This is a genomic window from Eisenbergiella massiliensis, from assembly GCF_003435485.1.
In genome coordinates, this window is sequence record NZ_QVLV01000001.1 from 202,735 (window position 1) to 229,205 (window position 26,471).

The window sequence follows — 26,471 nt, forward strand, 5'->3', positions numbered from 1 at the left end:
GCAGGCTTCACCTTCCGCGGGGAAGGGAAGCCTGCCTTCTTTTTACAGCTTCTGCACAGGAAGAGAGATACATCCGCCCGTCCTGGTATCCGCGCCGAAGTTAAAGGCGGGAGCCAGCTTTGGAGCATAGCGGTACCCAAAGCGTTCCGGCTGATATGTCTCGCTTGCCTGGAAGACAAGCTCGATGGCGGTACAGTAATCCTCTTCATTTTCATAAGGAGGAGACTGGAAGTAAAGATAATCACAGGGAGGAAGCTCGATAAGGCTGCAGCCCTCAGGAATTTTGACAACCGCATCCGCATCCAGCTCCACGCCTGCGGCGGTTTCCGTACTGCCTTCCGGTATCAGGGACGGCGGAAGCGTTATCAGGGCTGCCGTCTCCAGGCGGCTGGGAATGCTGTTAAAAAGCCCCTCCCACTCGCAGCCCACCTCCTCACAGAACGAAAAATAATCATGTGCTTTCTTCGCATACATTACAAGAAGCTTCCGTGCGGGCTTGCTGATAACCGTTACGGTGCAGAGGGAGGGAGACGCCTTGGTCTCATTGTTCAGATTGTTTTCATTTTCCATTTGTTTCTTCTCCTTTTGCCTCAGATAGGAGTAATAATGCTTTATGGGATATTGGATAAAGAGCGGAATCGGAGTCTGGCCGTTGCGGTAGCACGAAGGCGTGGTGCCGAACAGCTTTTCAAAGGCCCGTGTATATCCCTCATGGCTTTCATAGTCCGTATCCAGGGCGATGTCAAGAATGTTGGCATCCGTTTTAATCAGAGATTCCGCGCTTGCCGTCATCTGTACGGCCCGTACATATTCCTCCGGCGTCTTATAAAGAAGCTCCTTGAAAATACGGCAGGCGTGCCTTTTGGAATAACCGGTGGACGCATACAGCGCATCCATGCTGAAATCTTCGTCCATACAGTGTTCACGGATGTAATTCTGCATCCTGGAGGCCAGCTCTATTTTGTCCCATTGCATGTTTTGTTCTCCTTCATTTATCAGAATAACAGCGTAGCTGTTAAAAATCTTGACATGGATGGACAGAACCTGCTGTATATGTATAATAAATTTGGTACGTCAGCAATAAAACACAGGAGGTCCCAAATGAATTGGTTTAAAAATGTAAAGAAATCATTGCTGGGCAGGCTTGTTCTGAGCATTATGATAATCTGGATCCCATTTACCGTTCTTGTTTTCGGAGGTCTGGTGATATTAAGCAGTCACCTGACAAAAGAAACGATAAATAATCAGACGGATAAAGTCAAGTATTATTCGGCGATAATCAATGCGGATATTGAGAGAGTTATGCAGTCTATGTACCAGATGTGCGGGAACAAGGCAATTGTGGAATTCACGACCCATTGGAGGGGACAGGTGGATTATGAATCCTATCTGTCTTATGTTGAGGCTTATAATACCATTAAAGAATATCGGAACATCAGTATGTATATTGACGATGTTTTTCTTTACCTGCCGCAGTCCGGTGAAATTCTCAGTGCCAATTCCAGCATTATCCCCATAGATGATATATTTCTTACCATGAAAGAAAGCTTTGAGAAAGACGGTGTTTCCTTCTTCCACAATAATGATGCGCTGTATTATTTGTCACAGGGCAGCAATCAGGTGATGGTTGGAATAAAAATTTCCCTTCTGGACATCCGGTATACATTGAGAGGCTATGACAGCGAAGGCAGCTATGATTACTTTTTCGTGGATTCGGAAACAAAGGAGTTGCTGGGAAGGCCGGAAAGCCTGTCTGAAACGGGGAAACAGATATACAAAAGAATTGACTGGGAAAGCAATGAATCACAGGAACAGGCTATCGGCAGGAACAAATACCTCATCTACAGGATTGGAAGCAGCGCCAATAAATTTCTGATTATAGTTTATATGAACCGTGCGGATGCCTACAGAACCATATATACTCTGTACTGGGCATGGGCGGCCACTTCGGTAGTGCTTCTTCTGATGCCGGTATTCCTTACTATTGTGATCAAGCGGATTATAAACCGTCCCATGGAGAAATTGAGCCGCGCCATGCAGATGGTTGAGCAGGAAAAATATAATTGTAAGCTTGAATTGAATGAATCCAAGGAATTTAATTATGTGTTTGAACAGTATAACCGGATGACGGAAAAGGTACGGAATCTGATTCAGGAGGTTCTGGAAAAACAGCTTCAAGTGGAGCAGGCCAGGTATAAGGAACTTCAGATGCAGATAAATCCCCACTTTTTGTTTAACAGCCTTTATATGGGATATCATATGGCGAAGTCCGATGACTGTGAGGCAGTCGGAGATTTGTGCATGTACCTGGGGGATTATTTCAGCGTGCTGACCTTTGCCTCTAATGATTTTATATCTGTTGATAACGAACTGAAGTTTATCAATACCTATCTGAAGCTGAATCAGATGCGGTTTGGACAAAAGCTGAATTTCAGGATAGCTATGGAGGAGGGACTGGGAGAATATACGATTCCGCCGCTGCTGCTGCAGCCTCTGATAGAGAATTCCATTATGCATGGTATGGAAAAGTGTACGCATCCATGCATGATTACCGTGGAAATTCATGAGAACAACGATGAGCTTGATTTTACTGTAGCTGACGACTCAGGTGTGATTACGCAGGATACTATAGATAAAATCCGGGATATAATCTGTCTTGATAAAATGCCGGAAACATATTTCGGTCTGTGGAATATTCAGAACAGACTGTTGAGGAACGGAGACTGCAGAAAGGGATTAGTACTGGAAAAAGAGGATAATGGTATTTTCCGTGTATCATTTTCCATTGCCAAACGGAGGGAGCGTTATGTATAGCTTAATGATAGTTGATGATGAAGAAATTATCCGGAACGGAATCAGGGATGCGGTTTCCGCTTCTCCGCTTCCGCTGAAATCAATCCGTATCGCGCCGTCGGCCCGGGAAGCATTGGAAATGCTTGAAAGGTCCCCTTGCGATATTATTCTTTCCGATATAAGAATGCCTGACATGGATGGTCTGGAAATGGTGGAACGGGCAAAGAAAATCTGGCCGGAAACCAGAGTCATATTCCTTACAGGCTATCAGGATTTTGAATATGCACGAAAGGCGCTTCGGCTGAACAGTGATGATTTTCTGCTGAAACCTGTTCCGGATGAAAAGCTTATCGAGGTTATCGGGAATGTGATTTCCAAGCTGGATGGTCTTTGGTTGGAGCGGTTTGAATTGCGTTACAGAAAAAGCATGGAAATATGTGAAATAGATTCGGAAGTAAAGGTGCCGGTGCACATTTTACTCATTGCTTATGAGGCCGCGCCCGAGCGTATGAGCAAAGATGAGCTGCATAAAAGCCTGTGCGGCATGCTGACACGGCTGTTTCGTCATTATTGCAGCGCGGCGGAATTTGAGCAGGAGGAAAGCTGTACCATTGCCCGGCTTCAGCCAATGGTTGAGGAGGGCTATTGGGGCAAGGTATGCTGGAAGACGTTGGAGGAGCTGCAAAGCTTTTTCCTGGAGCATCTGGATGTAAAAATGTCCATTGGCCTTTCCGAAGGAGTGGATCCGGATGAAACCGGCCTTATTATGCAACGGATGAAAGCGGAATGCCTGAGAAGAGACAATTTTGGCGGGCTCCTTAGATTTCCTATAGAGGAGAAGGCGGAAAATGGGAATGAAAACTATGCGGTTAAAGCAATACAGTCCTATATCAGGAAAAATCCCGGAAAGGATCTCTCCCTGGGCGCTCTCTCCGAAAAATTCAGGATTAACCCCTCCTATTTATCCAGAGTCTTTCACCAGGAAACGGGAACCCCTATTTCCGAATTCATTGTTCAGGTCCGGCTTGTGCTGGCAAAGCAGCTTCTTGCGGAAACGGACATGAAAATTTATGAAATTGCCCAGCAAACCGGTTTTGAAACACCGGGATATTTTACCAAAGTGTTTAATAAAGTTGAAAAAATATCTCCCCGCAATTATCGTATGAACGTAAGTAAAAATAAAGCAGAAATGTAAAATGATTACCATTTCCGGCAGGGTTTCCTTATGATACGATAATCTCATCAAACGTAACGGCCGATACGTAGGGGTATAAAGCATCCCTGATAAGAGGATACATGTTAAATGCTAAATTATAAAACGGAGGGGTATTACGTGAAGAAGAGAAGAACTGCTTTAGTCCTTATATTGTGTCTGGTTATGGCATCTCTGGCGGGCTGCGGTAAATCCGCCGCGCAGGATGACATAAAGGTGGAAGGACCAAAATCAGAAGAAGAGAAGATGAAAAAATATGATCCGGAAATAACACTTACCTTTGCCAAAGCGGAGGTGGTTACCAATTATCCGGAGGGACAGGATGCACAGAAAAATGATATGTACAAAATGTGGGAAGACATTATGGGAATCAAGGTGGAAAATTCCATCCTCTGTGCTTCCAATGCGATGACAGAAAAATTCCAGCTTGCAATTGCTTCTGATGAGATTCCTGATTTCGGAATTGTTGATGCAGCAACGCTGGCATCCCTGATTAAAAATGACATGGTTATGGACATGACGGATATTTATGACCAGTGGGCTACCGATAATCTGAAAGCAATAGCCGGACAGCAGGATAATGCCCTGTTTGCCCCGACATTGAAGGACGGCAGATATATGGCGATTCCCGTAGCAAATACCGTGGGAGACAGCTATCCTATTCTCTGGATACGCAGTGACTGGCTGGATGCTCTGGGGCTGAAAGCGCCTTCTACCATGGAAGAGGTTTTTGCGATTGCGGAGAAATTTGCGGCAGATGATCCGGACGGAAATGGGAAGGACGATACCTACGGCCTGTATCTGGATAAGGATCTGAATGGCCTGGATTTCATTATGGCGGCCTATGAGGTTTACAGTAAGGATGAATATTGGGTAAAGCAGGAGGACGGAAGCTTTATCGCCGGCTGCACGGATCCGGATGCCAAGAAGCCTCTGGGAGCGCTGGCTAAGCTGTATGAGGCCGGAGCAATTGATCACGAGTTTGCAGTTAAGGAACAAAGTAAGGAAGAGGAGCTGATTGCTTCCGGGAAGATTGGTATTTATATTGGTTATTTTTACAGCCCTCTTGGTGTGATGAAGGACAGTGTGGCAAACGTGGGAGCGGACTGGATTGCTGTACCCATGCCTGCGGCGGAGGGCTATCCGGAGTATAAACCGGGTGTTAATCTGAACGTATATGGATATATTTATGCAAAACAGGGTATTACGAATCCGGAAGCAATTGTCGTCATGCTCAATCATCTTTGTGACGGATACGCAGCCCCATGGCTGTCTGATGGAGACAGTGAGTTTTATAAAAAATATAACGAGCTGGCAGCAGATCCGGCGATCAGCCAGGCAGGAGCCAATAATCTGATGCCGTTCCAGATGGCGGGGAATATTAACTGGGGTAAAGAATTTACAGAAGCAATTGCCGCCGGAAAGGAGCACGTGGAGGGGAAAGACGCCGATTACCAGAATGTAATCAGCACCGGACTTTCTGAGGACCTTTCCTGGGCATGGAAAAAAGTATATCTGGAAGGTTATCTGGTAATGGATCTCGATAATGTACGTTACAGTGATTATACGGGGGCGCCAACAGAAACCATGTCAAAAACACAGTCTCTTTTAAATACCCAGAAGCTGACAGATTATATTTCAATAATCATGGGTGATCAGCCGGTAGATTACTTCGATACCTTTGTAGAAACATTTAATAATATAGGCGGTGCAAAAATAGCTGAAGAAATTAAAGAAGAGCTGCAGTAATACATTAAGGATCTATGGCGGTGGTGTATTCAGACACTGCCGCCATTTTTGCAGATTTTTTTAAAATATTGAGGTGATAGCAAATGGGTAAAAAGAAGATAATCACAATGAACTGGAAGAAGAGCTGGCAGCTGCATTTAATGCTTTTTCCGGGAATTCTGTTAATTTTACTGTTTAAGTATGTACCGCTCAGCGGGATTTTAATTGCATTTAAGGATTTTATTCCGAGGAGAGGAATTTTTGGTTCCCCCTGGGTGGGACTGGAAAATTTTGAATATATGTTTTCACTTCCTGATACGATGAGAGTGTTGTGGAATACCCTGAAAATTGCAGTGCTTAAGATTGTCATTAATTTTCCGATACCTGTTATTGTGGCAATTCTTTTGAATGAAGTTAAAGGCAGGCGGTTTAAGAAAAGTGTACAGACCATCATTTATCTGCCTTATTTTATCTCATGGGTTATTTTATCCGGTATGATACTGGATATATTTTCCCTGGATGGCGTCGTCAATCAGATACTGGGTGTTTTTGGGATGGATCCCATATTTTTTATGGGAGATAAAAAGCCGTTTCTGGGCCTGCTGATCGGAACGGATGTATGGAAGAACTTCGGGTATGGGACGGTTGTTTATCTGGCTGCTATTACCGGGGTGGACGAATCGCTTTATGAATCGGCTAAAATTGACGGTGCGAGCCGGTGGAAACAAATTCTTTATATTACGCTTCCCAGTATTGCGCCTATTGTCATGCTGATGATGATATTGAATCTTGGAAATATTCTGAATGCGGGCTTTGAACAGGTATTTACGCTCTACAGCCCCAGGGTATATGAAACGGCGGATATTATCGATACCTTTGTCTATCGGATTTCCCTGGTGGAGGCCAATTACAGTCTGGGAACAGCGGTAGGACTGCTGAAATCCGTTGTCAGCTTCCTGCTGATTGTCAGCAGCTATAAGCTGGCTAATAAGTACAGCGATTATACCATTTTTTAGGGAGGGAAGGGACAGTTATGAATAAAGCACTTAAAAAAAATACTTTCCGTGTTCTCAATGGAATATTTCTTGCCTTTCTTGCAGCCCTGTGTCTGCTGCCTATCATACATATCGTCGCGGTGTCCTTTAGCGATCAGGCGGCCGTATCCGCCAATCAGGTGGGCCTTCTGCCAAAGGGCTTTACCTTCGCGTCCTATAAAATGGTGGCGAAAAGAAGTGCCTTCTGGCAGGCATTCGGGATTTCTGTGGAAAGAGTCATTATCGGGGTGATTATTAATACGGTAATAACGGTACTGATGGCATATCCGTTGTCTAAAAATGAGAGGGAATTTCCGGCGAGAAAAATATATGTCTGGCTTCTGATTTTTGTAATGATTTTTGACGGCGGCCTTGTGCCAAATTATATTCTGATAAAGGATCTGAACCTGTTTGATACCATATGGGCGCTTGTATTACCTGCGGCGGTCCCGATTTACAATATTATACTGACCATGAATTTCATGAAACAGCTTCCGGGGACAATTGAAGAAGCTGCAATGGTAGATGGAGCCAATTATTTCCAGCGTTTTATCAAGCTGATCATCCCGCTTTCCAAACCGGTAATCGCAACGGTAACGCTGTTTAGCTTTCTGAACCACTGGAACTCCTGGTTTGATGGAAAGATATATAATAACCAGACAACAAATTATCCTCTGCAGACGTATCTCCAGAACCTGATTTCAAACTCAGATATGACCAACGCCGCGGAGGCTATAGAAAATGCCCTGTCCAACGTTAAAACACTGCAGGCCGCTCAGCTTGCGTTGACGCTGCTGCCCATACTGTTAATTTATCCTTTTCTGCAGAAATATTTTGTAAAGGGGATTACTGTAGGGGCTGTCAAGGGGTAAAATATGATGAGAAAAACCTTCGCAGCAGTTAAGCAACCAAGCTGCTACAGGCTCATGAAAACAATCGGAGGAAAATAAAAAGGACCTGCTGTCCTTAAGGAGGGGCACATGACAGAATTTTGCGTATCTGATTTCCTGGACATGGTTTATGAAGACATTACAGGAAAATTCGTATCTCCGCTGGAATTTGCCGGAGATCAGTGGGAGGCCTATAAGGCCGGAAGAAAGAAGGAGATTAAGTGTCTTCTCCGTCTGGATTACCTGGAAGAAAATTATCAGGAGGAGTTGCATTATTCGTTGCTGGAGAGCAAGAAGCCAGGCGGGGAAAGTACAGTTGTAATTGAAAAATACCGTGTGGACCGAATCAGACGTCTTCCCCTTTGCGTTTATATGCTCCGGCCGGGAGAATGGAATGGGAAAGCGATTCTTTATTTGAATGGACATGATCCCCGCGGGGCCAGGGGCGCTTTTGCAGAGGATGACACCGGGAAGGAAACGCTTGGCATGGCTATGGCCAGCCTGGGTTATCTGGTTCTTGTACCGGAGCTTTTTGCTTTTGGAGAGGCGAAGAGAAGGGATGCTTCGGAGGAAACCGATGCCTGCACCAGCTGTTCCATGCTGGAATCACATTTGCTTAACTGCGGTCTGAGCCTTGCGGGACTGCGTGTATTTGAAGCTATGAAAACACTGGATTTTGCCGAAGCCGCTTTTGGCGTGCATGCTTTTGGCGCATATGGGATATCCGGCGGTGGTCATGTCTGCAATTATACAGGTGTTCTGGAGGACAGGGTGGAGGCCGTTATGCTGTCCGGCTATCCGAATCTGTATAAATACAGTATTCTGGCAATGGATCACTGTATCTGCAATTATGTGCCGGGACAACTGGAGGCGGGAGAAAGCCATCAGGTTACTGCGCTTGCGGCACCTAAAAAGCTGCTTGCAATGAACGGCAGGAAGGATCCTATTTTTCCTCTGCAGGGAAGCCTGGAGGCATTCCAATATCTGGATTCTGTCTACGAAAGGCTGGGCGTGCCGGAGCGCTGCACCCATATTTTATTTGAAGGGGGACATGAGGTTTCCGTGGGGGATGTATGCAGGTGGCTGAAGGTGAATTATTGAAAGCTGTGAATAAAGGAAACGGCAGTAGAACAGAGACTGTGGAGTCGGCCTGTGAGAAACATAAATTGTAGTCCAAAAGGAGAAAAAGGGATGGAAAAACGGTTGCAGGAGGTACTGAGAGGAGAAGAGGGGAACTATATTCTCCCTTTTTTCTGGCAGCATGGGGAGTCGGAGGAAAAGCTGAGAGAAATGATGGGGGCAGTACAGGATTCCGGTATTGGCGCGGTATGCGTGGAGTCAAGGCCCCATCCGGATTTTGTGGGACCGGGCTGGTGGCGTGACATGGATGTCATTATGGACGAGGCGAGGAAACGCGGGATGCGCGTCTGGGTTCTGGATGATGCCCACTTCCCCTCCGGCTACTGTAATGGAAGGGTGGAGGATAAATCCATATATTCCAAACGCTATCTGGATCACTATACTGTAGATGCTGTGGGGCCGCAGGCGGGAACATCTTTTCTCATTTCCCTTGAGGAGGGGGAAGAGCTGATTGGGGTTGTTGCGGCAAAAAGAACCGGCCCGGAGGCAGGAACGCTGGAAACGCCTGTTGATATTACGGAGTATGTAAGAGGAAATGCGGTGTACTGGGATGTGCCGGAGGGGTACTGGAATGTTATTGTTGTAAAGACCACCTTTTCCGGCACGGGGAGAAAAAAATACATAAATACGGTGGATGCGGCGGCAGTCCGTTTTTTCCTGGATACGGTATATGAGCCTCACTGGAACCATTATAAAGAAGATTTCGGCAGTACCTTTGCGGGCTTTTTTTCCGATGAGCCGGAGCTTGGAAACTGCTCCGGGGAGTATGGGCACAACGCTGTCATCGGACAGCCCGACATGCGTCTTCCCTGGGGAGAAGAGCTGGATGGCATGGTGAAGGAGCTGTGGGGGACGGATTCCGTAATCAGGCTCGCTGCGCTGTGGAGCCGTTTTGGAGATATGACCAGGCAGGCCAGATACGAATATATGAATATGGTCACCGATTTATATGGAAAAAATTTCTGCGGCCAGGTTGGAGAATGGTGTGATGCTCATAATGTGGAATATATCGGCCATGTAATTGAGGACTGCGGCACTCACGCCAGGCTTGGCCTGGGAACCGGACATTTTTTCAAAGCGCTGTGGGGACAGCATATGTCCGGAATTGATGTGGTGCTGCAGCAGATCCGCCCCGGCTATGATAGGAATGAATTTTACAATATCGGGGGAAAAGGGACATATAACGGTACCTTCTTTCACTATGGCCTTGCAAAAATGGGGGCTTCTCTGGGCCATCTGGATCCGAAGAAAAAGGGAAGAACCATGTGCGAGGTTTATGGCGCCTATGGCTGGAGTGAAGGGCTGAAGCTGATGAAGTGGCTGACGGATCACATGCTCGTAAGAGGGATCAACTGGTTCGTCCCACACGCATTTACAGGCGGAGATTTCCCGGATCCGGACTGCCCGCCGCATTTTTACGCATGGGGAAATAATCCCCAGTATCCCTGGTTTTCCTGCCTTTGCAGATATATGAACCGGATGAGCCACCTGCTTAACGGAGGAAGGCATTCGGCCGGCATCGCACTGCTTTACACCGCGGAAATGGAGTGGCTGGGAGCTTATCAACCCTTTGAGGAGACCGGCCGGCTGCTGGCGGAAAACCAGCTGGATTATGAAGTAATCCCCCTGGGCCTTCTGGAAACCAGCAGAATCAGCAGCGGAAAAATGTTGGTGGGGAAGGAAGAATTTGAGACGCTGGTGATCCCGGAATGCGCATATATCCCGGAGGAACTGGCAGAATGGCTTCTTGATGCGGCTTCGGAGGGCTTCCCTGTTATTTTTGCCGGTTCTCTGCCGACAGCGGTAGAAAGCGGCTGGAGAGAGGCGGAGCGGTTTTACGGATGGAAAAACGAGGGGGCCCGGACGGATAAACAGGACAAAATGGCTGGAGAATGCCTGAAAAAAGGGTCTGCCGCAGAATGGAACCATCTGGTGAAGGTGGAGGAAGCGCATATGTCCGATGATTCCGGCAGCTTTTATTCCTGCGCCTGCGGTGAGGAAAGCAGGCTGCTCGCTTATCTGGATGCGGTGATGGAACGGGATATTTTCTGTGAAAATACGTCCCCTTATTTGAGATATTACCATTATAAACACCAGAATGGGGATTTTATTTTCTTTTTTAATGAGGCGCCGTTTCTTTCCGTGGAAAGCGTCATAACCCTGAAGGGATATGCGCCGGGAACGGAGAATGCCTGCTGGTATGATGCGTTTGAAAACCGTCTGGGGCCGGTACAGAGGGATAACGACGGAAAAATTATGCTGCGGCTTGCGCCCGGCGAAGCGTCGGTGCTTTATCTGGGAGAGCCGCAGGAGCAGCTGCCCCGCTGTAAGGAAGTCAGGCGGGGAAGGGTAATGGAACTGGATGATGGCTGGAGGTTGGCCTTCCGAAGCTTTAAGGAAAAAGCTTTTGCCGGAAACAGGGGGCTGGCAGAAGCGTACGATGAAAAGAGCGGTAAGGCAGGAGCATCTGCCGGCGCTGCTTCCGGCAGGCTGTACAATATCACAGCAGCGGAAGGCATGGAGGAATTTGCGGGAACAATCAGATATGAAGCGGACTTTATGTGGGATCCGGATCGCGATGGGGAAATGCTTTCGATTGATTTTGGAGTTGTCTATGAAACGCTGGAGGTATGGCTGAACGGCGAAAAGAAGGCCGTACGTATTGCGCCGCCCTACAGCTGCAGCATCACCGGAGTCGTGAAGGGCAAAAATCGGCTGACAGTATATGTCACCAATACGCTCGTACACAAATACCGCGATTTCTTCTCCGTAACCATGCCTGTGGAAGGAAGCGGCCTGCTGGGTCCGGTCCGCGCGAAAGGATATTGGGAGTAAAATATCCCTCCGCCCATCCAGAAAGCATACGGGCTTTATACCCTTCTGTAAAGCCCGTTTTCGGTCAGTTCATAAACTGCCGACACCACTTCCCCAATATATTTCCGGTCGTGGGAAATACTGATTATCGCGCCGTCGAAGCTTTTGAGCACCTGACGGATTACCGGACCGGAAAGCGGGGAAAAATTCCGTGTAGGTTCATCCAGTATCAATACATTGCAGCCGTCCAGACTCATTTTCAGGAACAAAAGCTTTGCTTTCTGCCCGCCGGAAAGCTCCCGGATACAATGGGACATTTCATCTGCCGTATACCGCATGCTGCCAAGATAGGTGCGGATCATGGTCTGCTCTGCCTTATCGCCCTTAGCGGAAAGAAATTCCACGGGATTCTGATCCATATTTAAAAGCTCTTCATAATCCTGGGGCATATAGGCGGCTTTTAAATCCGGACGGGACAGAAGCAGGGAGGCTATCTGTTTCAAAAGCGTTGTTTTTCCCGCGCCGTTTCTTCCTACAATACATATTTTTTCGGGGCCTGCAATCCGGAGTGAAATGTGGGAGGCAAGAACCCGGCCGCCCGCAGACAGCGTTTCCTGCGTATAATCCAGTACAATTTTACCGTTAGGTATCCTGGTTTCCGGCGTTATTTTTACAAAAATCGCCTTTTCCATATCCGGAGCCTGCGTCATATCCTCTTTTTCCCGTTCAAAACGATGCTCCTGGGATTTGACAGCCTTCATTTTTTTCTTAAGCAGGCGGCCGCCATGGGGATCCTGGCGGCTGATTCCGTTCTGCATTGCTTCCACGCGCTGCTCGATCTGGCGGAAGCGTTCCATTTGCTTACGGTATTCCCGGCGTTCATTCTGCGCCAGCTGTTCCTGGCGCTCAAATGCCGCTTCGCGGCTGCTGATGTATTTCCGGTAGGGCATTCTGACAATGGTATGGCGTGGCCTGGTCTTACGCATGATCTGCTCCAGGTGTATGATAACGTTGGCAGTATTTTCAATCAGAGTCTCATCGTGGGAGACAAAAAGCACCGGTTTTCCGCAGCTGTTGATGAAATGCTCCAGCCATTCCAGCGTTTCAATATCAATATCGTTTGAAGGCTCGTCCAGAAGATAGATATCAGGACTGCCCATCTGCAGCGCAGCAATCTGCAGCTTAACCTTTTCTCCGCCGGAAAGCGTTCCGCAAAGCTGGTCGGAGTAAAAAAAGTCTGCGGGAAGCATAAGCTGTGAAGCGATAGCTGCCAGCTCCTTCGGGGATAAATCAGTAAAGGCAGGTGTTCCGACACAATAGCTGTATATGGTTTCTTTTTTCCAGGCATCGGGAAATTCCTGGGGAAGATATCCAAGCAGTGTTCCCTGGGTGAGTATCTGGCCGGTATATTCCACATAGTCAGAGACAAGTGAGGCATCATAAATCAGTTTCAGCAGGGTGGATTTTCCGTTGCCCTCCTCACTGATAATTACCGCCCTGTCCCCTGTGTTCAGTGTAAAATTAAAATCCTCCAGAAGAGGGCGGAGGTCCTTTTTGTGTGTGATTGTCAGATTCTTTATCTGCAGCATTCAGCATCAGCTCCTTTTCAATGCAGTATGTAAATTTACCGGGAAAATACGCCTGCCGAAAGGATATAAAAAAATCCACGTTCCGTCTGCCGCCGGATGTGGATTTTAATGTTATTTACATAACGGACAACGCTGCCGGTGCCGCAAAAAAACACCGCCCGGCCTTCCGGAACACACGGAAAGGGCCTGGATTATGCGTTGAAATCTATTATGAAAATGCTGAAAATCCGAAAATGGCAACAAACGAAAGCAGGCGCGTTCGTGTCTAAAACCTCTGTAATCCCGCGTCTCACTATTGTTTACTGTTAACCTGGTTTTATAACCAGTTACCTGGAGTATGTTTGAAAATTCATTCCTGCAGTCCGCTGCCTGCGATAGCAGGCTCTCTGTTTTACGTGGCAGGTCCCCCTGGTTAATCCCCCAGGCTTGCTGCGCTTCATGGATAGCAGGCTAATACCTCATGAATGGTACTGCTCATCCTGCAGAAAGTAATTTCAAAAAACACTCCCATACCAAATTCAGATTATTTCCGCATTTCTTCTCCTGTCTGCCTGTTATGTCAGGCTGTCAATTCAAAACACTGCTAAATGATAATGGTTATTCTTCAGCCGTTGTCTTTTTCTCTTTTTTGAACTCAGCAACGCTGATTCCCCATCAATATAACATGTTCATTTCGCTTTGTCCAGCCCTAAAATGACAGGCCTGAATGCGGATCAGCTGTCAGCTCAGGCCTGTTATTTTAGAGTTGGACAAAGCGCGGCCTCAGATAATGCCAAACCTGACAAGCTGGATGCGGAGCGCCTCCGCTTCCTCTGCGACCCTGGGAACGATTGGATCCACATGGGCGTCATGATAATGCATCAGCTCTGTGAACAATTCATAGAAGCAGTTTTTTAATGCAAAGTTTTCACTGAGCCGGACTCTTTGACTGTATTGCTCCAGCAGCCCGTAATCCCTGCCGTTGGCATTGTCCAGCTGGTACAGATCCATCTCGGCATCGGCAAAGCAGCAGTTAAAGGGATCAATCACCCCGGACACCCGGGAAAGATCCTCGCTGAGGAGCAGGTTCCAGGTATTGTAATCCCCATGAATCAGGGATGCCTTTGTGACAGGAAGGTAAAAAACGTCATCTATCCTCTCATAGGCCCTGTCCATCAGGGAAAATACATCCTTTTCCAGCTTCCCGCTTCGGTAAAGGATCTCTGCCTTTTTCAAATCCTCCCCGGCCTTCCTGCGGTAACAGGACAACCAGTCCTTCTCAGGGGAGGGGGCATTGATCTTCCCAAAACCTTCGGGATTGCAGGTATTGTGCCAGGCGATAAGGTTATCAATCATCACGGCGCCAAGTTTTTTCATATCCTCTCTGGAAAGCCTTATTTCACCTCCCGCATTGATTCCCTCCAGGAACTCCATGGCAAGTGCGTCATAGGGGATGAGGCTGTCATTTACACGGACAAAATAGACCTTCGGCATGGGCAGAAGTGCGGTGCTGTGCAGCAGATTCAGCTGCGTTTCCTCCTGCAGGGCCAGCCCGGGATAAAGATAGAGCTTAATTACCACCCGAAACGGAGCTTCAGGCAGCACTGCCAGAAAGACCCTTCCATAAAACCCGCCGCCGAGGGCTTTGACTGAGAGGGGCAGAGTGTGATAATGTTCTTCGATTACTGCATTTACATAAGCTTCCATTTGAATTCTCCTGTCTGTATATGCCTGGACTGCATATGAAAATGGACTTAAAAATATTAGGTAATTTAAAGAAAAATATTAAAAAATAAAGAAAAAATGTTGAAAAATAAAGAAAAATATCGTAAATATCCGATTATTTTCCTAGAGTTATCTGTTAACTACCTTCTCAGCTGCTGTCATCATCCACCCAGAATTGTCTTTGGAAATGGATTCTTCCAGCTCTGTTTTCTCTGCTTATGGTCGGCGCATTAAATGTTCAGATGTGCTGAAAATGGAAAAACTGGGGAAACATTACCCCGGATGCCTGTCATCAGAAAAACCATGCTGTGGGAAGTAAAAACAGATAAGGGGCGGTAAATACGGCAAGGGAAAGCGCAAGCTTCTTCCGTATGGCCGTATCCGGCACAGCCTTCTTCAACGCCAGCCTGAAGTTCAACTGATAAATGCAGATACCGCTGATAAGGATACAGGCCGCCGTCCACAGGAATGCGGGCAGAGTTTCAAAAGGATCAAGCGCCACGGCATTTGTTATATTTTCGTACCACCATGCCCCCAGCGGAGACTGGTAATCCAGAAAGGAATCTATGAGTACAGCACAAACCATCACTACGGTGCCGATAAAATCAGAAACAAACCCGGAAACCCATATTTTCAGAACAGCCTTTTTAGCGATTTCCTTTCTGCCGTCCAGCTTAAGGCAGCGCATGGTCAGCGAAAGGACAAGCAGATCAATCAACAGGTTCGCCGGAAGCACCACGATCCAGGTCACGGGAAAAATCCACAGCAGCCACAGAGGGAAAATCATATTATGAAGAACTATGCCATGTTTTTTCTTCGGACAGCAATTCTTTAAATTATTAAGAAAATCTACAAGATATGTTTTCATTTTTAATAGTTTTCTCCATTTCTACAAAAAATATAAATAAATTTAAAATATACCTGCAACTGCATCAAACACTGCAGCAAAGAGCAAGGCCGGCAGCATGTTTCCTACGCGGAATTTTTTGCCGAAGGCAAGATTCACGCCCACACAGAAAATCAGCACATTCCCGGTAAAGGAAAGATCGGAAACAATTTGCGGTGTGAGGACAGGTTCCAGAAACCCGGCAAAAATTGTGATGCCGCCCTGCCACAGTCCCACCGGAAGTGCGGAAAATACCGCGCCCTTTCCATAGGAAGAGGCAAAAACCATCACGATTACCGCATCCAAAACTGCCTTGGCGGCAAGCATGGAGTAGTCGCCCCGCATACCATCCTCCAAAGCGCCTACAATGGCCATGGCTCCTACGCAGATGACAAGGGAAGCGGAAACAAAGCCTTCCACAAACTGGCTGTCATTTTTTCCGCCCACCTTTTCACGAAGCCATTCGCCGAAACGATCCATCCATTTTTCTATCTGAATCCATTCCCCGAGAAGAGAACCTGTCACCAGGGACGCGATGAGAAGCATGGTGCCCGTAGTTTCCAGTGTGCCGTTTTCCACGCGGAGCATGCCCTTCAACGCTCCTGATATGCCGATAAAAATGGTGCATACCCCAAGGGCCTGCATGAGTATCTGTTGAAAACGTTCCTTCAGCCCTCCCTTCAAAAGCATGCCAAGGCCGCCGCCTAATATGACGGCCGCCACATTGATAATTGTACCTAAACCCCTCATGTCTGTCTCCTGTAATAAATATTTGCCGGTAAGGGCATTTGCGAAGCATATCCATTTACCGCCCGCCCTGTCAGCTGCTGCGGTGCAGCCGGATTAGCTCTGGAGCGGTATTGAAAATTGCCCTAGAAATACTTTATCATACCGGAAGCAATTCTTCTATTATAAATAGATATAAATAGAAATAAAATGAACCGGAATGCCGCAGAAAATTAGCAGAAGCAGACAAACGATGCCTTATGTGTAAAGCTTTTTTTGATTTTCATATTTTTGTATTAGATTAATATAAACATTCCAATGTAAAGTAAAAAAATATTGCATTGCACCCGCTTATACACTATAATTAAAATACTTTTAAAAAGTAATAAACAATATTGGGAGGGAAACAGGATGGCAAGTACGCTTACCGTTAAGGATATGAACCAGGAAATTGTGAGGGACTGCATGAAAGGGCTGGGGCCCGTGAGCAAAAGCGTTCTCTCCCGGAAAACAGGCCTGAGCTTTCCCACAGTCAGTAAAACCGTGGATCTTCTCTGTGAAACCGGAGAGGTGGAGGAAGCCGGAACGGAGAAATCAGGCGGCGGCAGATGTGCCGCACTGTACAGACTGAATCCGGTATTTTCCCTTTATCTGCTCCTTACGGTGGAAAACGATACAATCCACTGGTCGTTGAAGGATCTGGAGGGAAACAGCCTGAAGGAGGAAACCTCCGAAGAAAATTTCCCCATTCTTACTGCCATGGAAGCAAAAGTAGAAAGCATCCGAACGCAGTTTCCCTGTCTGAAGGGGATTGTAATCGGAGCAGCGGGCATGGTTTCCGGAGGGAAAGTTGTTCTCACCGCGGGAGGAAGTGAACTGACAGGGGTAAACCTGCAGGAGCATTTTTCAAGGAAATTCGGAATTCCCGTAAGAGCGGTAAATGACATGAATGCTGTGGCGGCGGGCAGATGGAGCCTGGCCGGCCGCAGCGACGGCTGCTGTGTCTGTATTTATCTGGGCAAAAACGGCATGGGGGCCGGCATAGTAATTAATGGAAAGGTATGGCAGGGCGCCAGCGATTTTGCAGGGGAACTGGGCTTCCTGCCGGATATGCTCGGAAAGCTCAGGCCCGCAGACAAGAATTTTGCCCCGTCCCGCATGCTGGAAATATACTGTAAAATCATACAAATCTATGCCTCGGTGCTCAATCCGGAAAGAGTGGTGCTGTACAGAAACCCATTCCTGGACGGTGCGCTGGAGGAGCTGTACCGGGAATGTGAAAAAGTAATTCCCGAACACTCCATGCCCCTGCTGGAGATTTCAGACTCCTATGAAACAGACTACGAACAGGGCCTCTTGGTAATTGCCAATATGCTGAAAGAAAGGGATATATAGCCTATGAAAAAACATGTGATTTTTGATATCGACGGAACACTGCTCGACTCTGAGGAATCAGTGCTTCTTTCCCTGCAGGAAACAGTGCTGATGAAAAAAGGGAAACATATGGAAACGGAAGAACTGAAATTTGCGCTGGGGATTCCCAGTGAAGCCGCGCTTCGCAGACTGGGCTTCGCGGAGGAAGAGCTTGCGGAGACCGTACAGTTCTGGGGAACTCTGACACCGTCCTATCATAAATATATGCGTATATTCCCGGGAATCCGTGAAACACTTACGGCGCTTAAGGAAAAAGGAATCCACCTCGGAATCGTCACCTCCAGAAACCGGCCGGAATATGAAAAGGATTTTCTTCCGTTTGGGCTGGAGCCATTTTTTGATACCGTCATCTGTGCGGATGACACCATCCGCCACAAGCCGGACGGCGAACCTGTCAGGGAATATCTGCGCAGGCAGAAGGCACAGCCGGAAGAAGCGGTATATATTGGTGATACGGCCTATGATATGACATGCGCCGCCGACGCAGGCGTGGAAAGCGCGCTGGCGCTGTGGGGCTGCGCTTCTCCCGAGCATATCAGAGCAGATTTTTATCTTGCGCATCCCGGAGAAATCCCATCCGTATTTGTGCGGGAGGAAGATCCCCGAAAGAACCGCAGATGGCTGAAATGGGCCATGGAACTGCAGTTCATCGCCCAGGCCGGCCTTACCTATTCAAAGGATCGCTTTGATCTGGAACGTTTTGGAAGAATACGCGAAATAGCGGCGGAAATCGTAAGCTGTAACACGGATTTATCTTTTGAACAGGTACATGATCTTTTCTGCCTGGAAAGCGGATACCAGACGCCCAAGCTTGACAGCCGGGCAGCCATCATCAGGGATGGACAAATTCTTCTTGTCCAGGAAATGACTGGCCGCTGGTCTATGCCCGGAGGTTGGGTGGATATGGATCAGACCATCCGTGAAAATACGGTAAAGGAGGCCAGGGAAGAGGCGGGCATGCTTGTCGCACCGGTAAAAATCGTAGCGGTGCAGGACCGGAACCGGCATAATCTGCCGCCTCAAGCATATAATATCTGCAAGGTATTTATTCTTTGCGAACCCATAGAAGGAAAATTCGAAAGAAATATTGAAACCGTCCAAAGCGGCTGGTTCCCCCCTGACAGGCTTCCCCAAATGGATGCGGACAAAACAACGGAGGAACAGGTTGCCATGTGCTTTGCGGCGGCAGAAAATGAAAACTGGAAGGTGCTGTTTGATTAAAAGTATGCATAAACACTATTTTGAGATTATCGTAAAACCGTATTAGAATGGCAAAAGAAGCTTATATTTACGGGCATTTGGCTTTGACAAGACATTGCACCTATGGTAAACTTAAATGATAAAAAAGTGGGTAATTATGCCTAATCAGGATTACGGTAGAGGTGGCACCTTGGATAAATATGAGTACAAAATACGGGCAGAGGAAATTAAGACACTGATCTCGCAGAAGAAGTATGTGGAAGCTGCGAAGGTCGCGGATACCATTGACTGGACAAGAGTGAAGAGCGTGATGATGCTCTGCACAGTCAGTGATCTTTATAAGGTAAACAGAAGATTTGACGATGCGAAGCTGCTTCTGGAAATGGCGAACGAACGCCACCCCGCAGGGAGAATGATTATTTATTCTCTCTGTGATCTTTCTATTAAGATGGGAGAAGTGGTACAGGCTATTGAGTATTATAAGGATTTTGTCCAGATAGCCCCCAATGACAGCGGCAGATATGTGCTCCAGTACAAGCTGTACGAAGCGCAGGACGTGGGGCTGGAGGAGCGGATTGCAGTCCTTGAGGAACTCAAAAAGAGGGATTACAGGGAAAAATGGGCCTATGAGCTGGCATACCTTTATCACAGGGTAGGTCTGGCAACTAAATGTGTGGAGGAATGCGACGAACTTATTCTCTGGTTCGGCGAAGGGAAATATGTAATTAAGGCCATGGAGCTGAAAATGCTTCATCAGCCCCTTTCACCGGCGCAGCAGCAGAAATTCGAAGCCTACATGATGCGTAAGCAGGGGCTGCGCGTCCCGGAACCGGAGGAGAAGCAGAAGGGCCGGAACGCGGCTGCGAAGAACGGCGCGGCAGCTGAGGACGACATCCATGTAAAGCCCATGGACGTGGGGCAGTATAATACCATCAACCTTCAGAAAGAACTGGCCAAGAGCATGGAAGAACTCATGCTTAACGGAAAGCCCGCAGGTGAACCGGTTTCCCTTCAGGCATATAAGGAACAGCTGATCGCCCAGGAACAGGCCTACGCCGACCAGACCTTTGCGGATCAGTCCTATGATATCTCTTCCGATACAGGGGAGATGAATGAACAGAACTTCGCCGGACAGCAGTACGGCGGTGAACAGTATGAACAATATGAATATGAAGGGGGACGGCCGGAGGGAGAGCAGTATCCGGCCGAAGCGGCGCAGGGGTATCAGCAGGAGACTCCCGCGCAGGAATACCAGCCGGAAGCCAATCAGTATAGTTATCAGCCGGAGGCATCCGCACAGGGATACATGCCTCAGAACAGTGTGCAGGAGCAGCCTGCGCCCTATACGGCGGAGGCACAGCCTGTTTATACTCAGGTTCAGCAGCCGGAGGTTCCGGCTGAGGACCGTTATGTAAGCAGTGAACCAAAAATGAACAGTTATTTATCCCAGGAATATGACGGTCAGATCGGTCTGGTTATGCCGGAAGAGCAGCAAATCGAAAGACAAATCACCGGACAGATGAATATTGAAGACATCATGAAGGAATGGGAGAAAATGAAGCATGAGAACGAGGAGAAGCGCCGTAAGCAGCTGCAGCAGCGGGTTATGGAGCAGACCGGTTCTCTTTTCCGTGACTTTGATGAGACTGCCAGAAAGGGTGTGCTGGAACGTCTCCAGAAGGAAGAAAGAATTCCCGTGGAGCGCAAACGTCATGCCGATACGAGTGTAATATCCGCACATACCAAGATATGGGCGGCTGAAGAAGTGGAAAATGCCATAAAGCGTGCCGGGGAACCGGTTAGTGCGGCATTGCAGGGAAGTGTTCCCGTAAATGCAGTGCCTGCAGCAGGAGCCGGTGTACCATCAGCCGCAGTCACTGCGCCGGAGTCCGGCATGAAAGAGCTTTCGCCTGTTCAGGCTCCCATACAGCAGCAGCCTGGTGCAGGAGCCGCTGCAGTACCCCAGCCGGTGCAGCCGGCACCGGAAGCGCAGGCCGTTCCGGAAGTGCAGTCCGTTCCGGAAGCCCAGGCTATCCCGGAAACCCAGTATCATCCGGCGCCTCAATCCTTACCTGAGTCTCAGCCGGCACAGACCGGGTCCTCCGCAGAAGTACATACGCAGCCGGAGGTTCAGCCTGCAGTAATGCCGGAGGATCAGGCGCAGCCAGTCCGTACTGACTATAATACACAGCCTGCTCAGCCATATTCTCAGCCTCAGCAGGAGACTGCGCCGCAGGCTCCCGCATATCCCGAACCGGAAGCCTCATACGGGCAGGAGGAACGAAATGATTCCGCGGCATATGTACAGCAGCCCTATGAAGGAGCTGCAGCAGAGGAAGAGGCGGCTAACGAAGAGGAATATCCGGAGGAGGAAGTCAGCCAGGAAGAAGAAGAACGCCGGGAGGACGAACGTCTGGAACAGGAAATCCGTTCCATGAGCCGGGAAGAAAAACAGCTATTTGCCTCCTTTGTGCCCACGAAGGGTGCGATGAAGAGACTGGTCCGTGCGCTGGACAGGCTGAGCCTTGCCGCATATACGGGAAACCTGATTATTACCGGGGACCCGGGCTCAGACACGATGAGCCTGACGAAGAATATTGTCAGGGACTTCCGGGCAAAGGATCATAATTTCTCCGGAAAGCTTGCAAAAATAGACGGAGATGCCTTCAGCAAAAAGAATCCGGCAGAACTGATTGAAAAGCTGGCCGGAGGCGCCCTTGTCATAGACTCGGCAGGGGACATTGCCGATGAAAGCATGGGAAGCCTTCTGGATGCGCTGAACCAGGAGCGGACAGGCATCCTGGTAATTCTGGTAGATACGAAGAGAAATATAAAGAAACTGATTTCCGCCAATCCGGAAATGGAGTCCTTCTTTAATGCGAGATTTGACATCGAAGCGCTGGATAACGGTACGCTTGTAGCCTATGGCTGTCAGTACGCAAAAATGCATGAATACGCAATCGATGAGCTGGGAAGGCTGGCCCTTCATACCCGCATTGAAGATATGCAGACAAGCGATCATATCGTAACGGTAAACGACGTCAGGGATATTGTGGACGAAGCGATTGATCACGCAAACCGCAAGACGCCGAAGCATTTTATGGATGTACTGCTGGCAAAACGGTACGATGATGATGATATGATTATTCTGCATGAGGGGGATTTCATATAGAAAGAATCTAAGCCGCCTATGGCGGCGGAAGAGAGGTAGAGATGGCAGGTGTAGCAAAGACAAAAAAAGCACCGGAGGTTTTTATCTCCGAGGCCGATGAGTATCTGTTTGCACAGGGGACACATTATGACATCTACAAAAAACTGGGGGCCCACCCTTCCGTGGAGAACGGAAAGAAGGGAATGTTTTTTGCTGTCTGGGCGCCGCATGCGCTGCAGGTACATGTTTTCGGTACCTTCAACGGATGGGAGGAAACCCAATACCCAATGAAAAAAAAGGGGCCGGGAGGAATTTATGAGCTTTTTATTCCCGGAGTAGGCACGGGAGAGATGTATAAGTTTCTGATCACCGCGCCTGACGGCCGTAAGCTTTACAAAGCGGACCCGTTTGCCAACTATGCGGAAAAAAGGCCTGGCACAGCTTCCATTACCACGGATATTTCCCATTTTAAATGGACAGATTCCGTATGGATGGAGGAACGTGCGGGAAAGGATATGAACAGGGAACCGCTGGCTGTCTATGAATGTCATATCGGCTCCTGGATGAAGCATCCGGACGGGACGGAGGACGGTTTTTATAATTACAGGGAGTTTGCGGATCGTCTTGTCAGCTATCTTAAGGAAGTGAAATTTACCCATGTGGAGCTGATGGGTGTTGCAGAGCATCCCTTTGACGGTTCCTGGGGGTATCAGGTGACAGGATATTATGCGCCTACCTCCCGCTATGGGACTCCGGAAGATTTTGCATACCTGATTAATACCCTTCACCGCAATAAAATCGGTGTGATCCTTGACTGGGTGCCCGCGCATTTTCCCAAGGATGCCCACGGACTTGCGGAGTTTGACGGGGAACCGCTTTTTGAACATCCCGATCCAAGATTGGGAGAGCATCCTGACTGGGGCACCAAGATTTTCAACTATGGCAAAAACGAGGTAAAAAATTTCCTGATTGCCAATGCTCTTTTCTGGATTAAGGAATTCCATATTGACGGCCTGCGTGTGGATGCCGTGGCTTCCATGCTTTATCTGGACTATGGCAAAAAAGACGGCGAATGGGTGCCCAATAAATTCGGCGGCAACAAAAATCTGGAGGCCATAGAATTTTTCAAGCATTTTAACTCCGTCATCAGAGGGACCTTCCCCGGAGTTATGACAATTGCGGAGGAATCCACCGCATGGCCGCTCGTTACAGGGCCTATTGACAAAGGCGGCCTGGACTTCAGCTTTAAGTGGAATATGGGATGGATGCATGATTTCTGTGAGTACATGAAGCTGGATCCCTATTTCCGTAAAAATGATCATTACGCCATGACCTTTGCCATGAGCTACAACAGTTCGGAAAATTATATCCTTCCGCTGTCTCATGATGAGGTGGTGCATTTGAAATGCTCCATGGTAAATAAAATGCCTGGCCTGAGAGCTGATAAGTATGCGAACCTGAGAGCCGGATATGCATATATGTTCGGGCACGAGGGGAAGAAGCTTCTGTTCATGGGACAGGAATTTGCCCAGGAAAGAGAATGGAGCGAGGCCAGGGAGCTTGACTGGTATATGCTCCAGGATGAACTCAACAGCGGCATGCTGGAATATGTAAAAACACTTCTGAACCTTTATCGTAAATATCCGTGCCTGCATGAAATTGACAATGACTGGAACGGCTTCGAATGGGTGAATGCGGACGATGCGGAACGCAGTACATACAGCTTTATCCGCAGATCCTCAGATGGCAAAAACAGCCTCCTTTTCGTGCTGAACATGACTCCTGTGGAAAGAAAAGACTACAGTGTGGGCGTGCCCAAAAAGAAGAGCTACAAGCTTATTCTGAACAGCGATGATAAAGCATTCGGCGGAAATGGGGCACAGATACCTGCATCCATCCGGGCAACAGCGGAGCCATGCGACTATAAGCCCTACCGGATTACCTTTGACCTTCCCGCATCAAGCGCAGCAGTATTTATGTTCTGATAATTCAAAATAAAAGCACAGCCTTCCCAAAGGAGGCTGTGCTTTTAAATCAGGCAGAAGTCAAGGGGGAAAAACTCTGCCAGTATAAGCTTGCGGCGGCAGATCGAAAAGAGCCGGTGTTATCCGCTTACCGTCTGTTCTGAGGCCTTTAAGCTTGCCGCTTTCTGCAAAAGGTATTTGTATCTTTTCATGACTGCATTCTGTTCATAAATATAGCAGTCAATCAGATCGGGATCTGTAACATAATCAAAACCCGCGTAGGCATTTTCCAATTCACATCTTGTCTTCTGTATGTCCAGCATCAGACTTTCCTGATAGGTAAGGGGCCTGTCCGCTTTATTCACAGAGCCCTGGCTGAAATGGAATTTCATGAATCCTCCTCCTCTGCCTGATTTTGCCAATAAGTACTTTGTAAATAAGTATATACAGAAAAAAGGTAAAATATGCATGTTATATTTTCATATTTTTCACATATGGTGTAGAAAGGACAGACCGATCTGTTTTGGAGGGATGAAATGTGAATAACCCTGCCGAAATACGTCGGGACCGGAGGATAAATGGAAAATATGAACGGAGCCTTGATGATAGGCATCGCTTTTGCGCTTGTACTTCTGATTGCAGCCATGCGTAGCAAAACGGAGCTGTTGATTAATTTTATTATGCGCGCCGTACTGGGGACACTGGCAATTTATTTTATCAATATGTTTTTGCAGTCACAGGGCTTTGCCTGGCGTGTGGGAATCGGACCCTTCAGTATTATTGCGTCAGGACTGCTCGGGCTGCCGGGGGTGGCGCTGCTGTATGGGATCAATGTGGTTTCTATGCTGTAGAAGGTTTTTTTGACACCTGGAAACTCAGTGTTTTCCAGGTGTTTTCGGCTTTTTTATTCTTTTTATTGTGACACCTTTGGAACATTTTAACAAAAATGATTTAATTTACGTAACCCTATTTACAAAATGGAAACCATGTTTTATACTTCATTTTACCAATCGGAAATATCTAATTTTCTTTTGCGGTATCTGTTTTCAGGCAGAACCGTGTATCAAATTCTGGCTGTTGAATCAGCATTTTCATTTTTCCATCATTTTTATTTTATTCAGGGGAACAACGGAGAGTGGGATTTTACTGCGTATTTTATGAAAATACCCTTTCCATGTGAACCGGGAGGTGTTATTGAAAAAGAATATTTTGGCAGTATGTGACAGAGAGCAGGAATTCGCCTGTCATCTCACGGATTATCTCAGCCTGCTGATGGCAAAGGACGGATTTCCCTTTGAAGTGCAGGTCTTTACCAGCCCGGACAAGCTGAAGCAATTCTGTAAAGACAGCCGCGTTTCCTTTCTGCTGATTACAGAATCCGTATATCGCTTGGAAACGGACTGGGAGGCGGATCAGATTCTGATACTTGAGGAATGCGGGGAGGGGCCGCCTGGCCTGGACACCGTGAACAAGTATCAGTCCATGGACAATATTGTCCGCAGAATTATGGAAATAGCCGCAGACAGAGGAATTCTTCCTCCGGCTACACGTTCTCAGAGGCTGGGGAACGTACAGCTCATCGGAATCTACACACCGGTAAGACGGTGTCTCCAAACCACATTTTCTTTCACTCTTGGGCAGCTTCTCGCCCGCAGACACAAAGTGCTTTATCTGAATTTTGAAAGCTATTCCGGGCTGGCGCGTATGCTGCAGCGGGAGTTTCGAACCGATTTGTCGGATCTGATTTATTTCCTGCATAACGGTGACGGCAGATTTCCTTACAGGCTGGAAGGAATGGTACAGAAGGTGAACGGACTTGACTTCATCCCCCCTGTTTTTTCCTGCATGGACTTGCAGAGAGTGGAAAAAGAGGAGTGGCTGCAGCTTTTTGAAGAACTGGAATTGACAGGAAGATATGAATATATTCTTCTTGATTTATCGGAAGCCATACAGGGGCTTTTCGATATCCTGAAGCTGTGTACCAGGGTTTATACCATTACCAGGGATGATGGATTTGCCGCGGCAAAACAGGAGCAGTATGAAGAGCTGCTGCGCTGTCTTGACTGTGAGGAAATACTGGAAAAGACGAGGAAATGCAGACTGCCTCTTTTCCGTCAGCTGCCGGCGGGGTTGGAGAATATGACCCGGGGCGAACTGGCCGTACTGGTACAGGAACTGATAAGAGAGGACTGGAAGGAAGAATAG

At 47.8% G+C, this 26,471-nt stretch carries 19 protein-coding genes; 13 read left to right on the forward strand and 6 right to left on the reverse strand.

Annotated elements, in window-relative coordinates:
- Positions 1 to 42: 42 nt before the first annotated feature.
- Positions 43 to 975, reverse strand: a complete 933-nt coding sequence (locus DXC51_RS00855; protein ID WP_035321593.1) for a helix-turn-helix domain-containing protein — start codon at positions 973 to 975, stop codon at positions 43 to 45.
- A gap of 126 nt (positions 976 to 1,101) precedes the next feature.
- On the opposite strand from DXC51_RS00855, the gene DXC51_RS00860 reads away from it, so the two are divergent.
- From DXC51_RS00860 to DXC51_RS00890, 7 genes are all read left to right on the forward strand, one after another.
- Positions 1,102 to 2,814 carry a sensor histidine kinase gene (locus DXC51_RS00860; protein WP_181969999.1) on the forward strand — a complete coding sequence of 571 codons (1,713 nt, stop codon included), beginning with the start codon at positions 1,102 to 1,104 and terminating at the stop codon, positions 2,812 to 2,814.
- Positions 2,807 to 3,988 carry a response regulator transcription factor gene (locus DXC51_RS00865; RefSeq protein ID WP_181970000.1) on the forward strand — a complete coding sequence of 394 codons (1,182 nt, stop codon included), beginning with the start codon at positions 2,807 to 2,809 and terminating at the stop codon, positions 3,986 to 3,988. The genes DXC51_RS00860 and DXC51_RS00865 overlap by 8 nt, the downstream gene beginning before the upstream one ends.
- A 138-nt stretch (positions 3,989 to 4,126) precedes the next feature.
- The gene (locus DXC51_RS00870; RefSeq protein ID WP_181970001.1) at positions 4,127 to 5,755 is read left to right on the forward strand and encodes a type 2 periplasmic-binding domain-containing protein; all 1,629 of its coding nucleotides are present in this window, start codon (positions 4,127 to 4,129) and stop codon (positions 5,753 to 5,755) included.
- An 83-nt stretch (positions 5,756 to 5,838) separates the two neighbouring features.
- Entirely contained in the window at positions 5,839 to 6,750 is a 912-nt protein-coding gene (locus tag DXC51_RS00875; protein ID WP_117543349.1) for an ABC transporter permease, read from the forward strand.
- Positions 6,751 to 6,767: 17 nt separating this feature from the next.
- Positions 6,768 to 7,640 (forward strand): carbohydrate ABC transporter permease, encoded by an 873-nt coding sequence (locus tag DXC51_RS00880; protein WP_117543351.1) that lies wholly within the window; start codon positions 6,768 to 6,770, stop codon positions 7,638 to 7,640.
- A 108-nt stretch (positions 7,641 to 7,748) separates the two neighbouring features.
- A complete protein-coding gene (locus DXC51_RS00885; RefSeq protein ID WP_117543353.1) occupies positions 7,749 to 8,759 on the forward strand; it encodes an alpha/beta hydrolase family protein in 1,011 nt (336 codons plus the stop codon).
- A gap of 90 nt (positions 8,760 to 8,849) precedes the next feature.
- Complete coding sequence (locus DXC51_RS00890) at positions 8,850 to 11,633, forward strand: hypothetical protein (RefSeq protein ID WP_117543355.1); 2,784 nt, start codon at positions 8,850 to 8,852, stop codon at positions 11,631 to 11,633.
- A 35-nt stretch (positions 11,634 to 11,668) separates the two neighbouring features.
- Here the strand turns inward: DXC51_RS00890 and DXC51_RS00895 are convergent, their stop codons facing one another.
- The 4 genes from DXC51_RS00895 to DXC51_RS00915 form a co-directional block, all read right to left on the reverse strand.
- Positions 11,669 to 13,201, reverse strand: coding sequence for an ATP-binding cassette domain-containing protein (locus DXC51_RS00895; RefSeq protein WP_117543357.1), 1,533 nt, complete (start codon positions 13,199 to 13,201; stop codon positions 11,669 to 11,671).
- A gap of 762 nt (positions 13,202 to 13,963) precedes the next feature.
- The gene (locus tag DXC51_RS00905; protein ID WP_117543360.1) at positions 13,964 to 14,887 is read right to left on the reverse strand and encodes a phosphotransferase family protein; all 924 of its coding nucleotides are present in this window, start codon (positions 14,885 to 14,887) and stop codon (positions 13,964 to 13,966) included.
- Between the two features lie 310 nt (positions 14,888 to 15,197).
- A complete protein-coding gene (locus DXC51_RS00910; RefSeq protein ID WP_243003093.1) occupies positions 15,198 to 15,773 on the reverse strand; it encodes a hypothetical protein in 576 nt (191 codons plus the stop codon).
- A 42-nt stretch (positions 15,774 to 15,815) separates the two neighbouring features.
- Entirely contained in the window at positions 15,816 to 16,541 is a 726-nt protein-coding gene (locus DXC51_RS00915; RefSeq protein ID WP_021635541.1) for a DUF554 domain-containing protein, read from the reverse strand.
- Between the two features lie 387 nt (positions 16,542 to 16,928).
- On the opposite strand from DXC51_RS00915, the gene DXC51_RS00920 reads away from it, so the two are divergent.
- From DXC51_RS00920 to glgB, 4 genes are all read left to right on the forward strand, one after another.
- On the forward strand, positions 16,929 to 17,912 hold the full coding sequence (locus tag DXC51_RS00920; RefSeq protein WP_117543362.1) for an ROK family protein: 984 nt from the start codon (positions 16,929 to 16,931) through the stop codon (positions 17,910 to 17,912).
- 3 nt (positions 17,913 to 17,915) lie between these two features.
- On the forward strand, positions 17,916 to 19,172 hold the full coding sequence (locus tag DXC51_RS00925) for an NUDIX hydrolase (RefSeq protein WP_117543364.1): 1,257 nt from the start codon (positions 17,916 to 17,918) through the stop codon (positions 19,170 to 19,172).
- Positions 19,173 to 19,341: 169 nt separating this feature from the next.
- Positions 19,342 to 22,323: a hypothetical protein gene (locus tag DXC51_RS00930; RefSeq protein ID WP_117543366.1), complete on the forward strand. Its 2,982-nt coding sequence runs from the start codon at positions 19,342 to 19,344 to the stop codon at positions 22,321 to 22,323.
- A 41-nt stretch (positions 22,324 to 22,364) separates the two neighbouring features.
- Complete coding sequence (glgB, locus tag DXC51_RS00935) at positions 22,365 to 24,287, forward strand: 1,4-alpha-glucan branching protein GlgB (protein ID WP_025488086.1); 1,923 nt, start codon at positions 22,365 to 22,367, stop codon at positions 24,285 to 24,287.
- Between the two features lie 119 nt (positions 24,288 to 24,406).
- On the opposite strand, the gene DXC51_RS00940 is transcribed toward glgB, so the two are convergent.
- A complete protein-coding gene (locus DXC51_RS00940) occupies positions 24,407 to 24,658 on the reverse strand; it encodes a DUF2508 family protein (protein WP_025488087.1) in 252 nt (83 codons plus the stop codon).
- A gap of 186 nt (positions 24,659 to 24,844) precedes the next feature.
- Between DXC51_RS00940 and DXC51_RS00945 the strand changes: the two genes are divergently transcribed.
- Both DXC51_RS00945 and DXC51_RS00955 read left to right on the forward strand, forming a co-directional pair.
- Complete coding sequence (locus DXC51_RS00945) at positions 24,845 to 25,117, forward strand: pro-sigmaK processing inhibitor BofA family protein (protein ID WP_235930816.1); 273 nt, start codon at positions 24,845 to 24,847, stop codon at positions 25,115 to 25,117.
- A gap of 343 nt (positions 25,118 to 25,460) precedes the next feature.
- Positions 25,461 to 26,471 (forward strand): P-loop NTPase family protein, encoded by a 1,011-nt coding sequence (locus tag DXC51_RS00955; RefSeq protein ID WP_117543368.1) that lies wholly within the window; start codon positions 25,461 to 25,463, stop codon positions 26,469 to 26,471.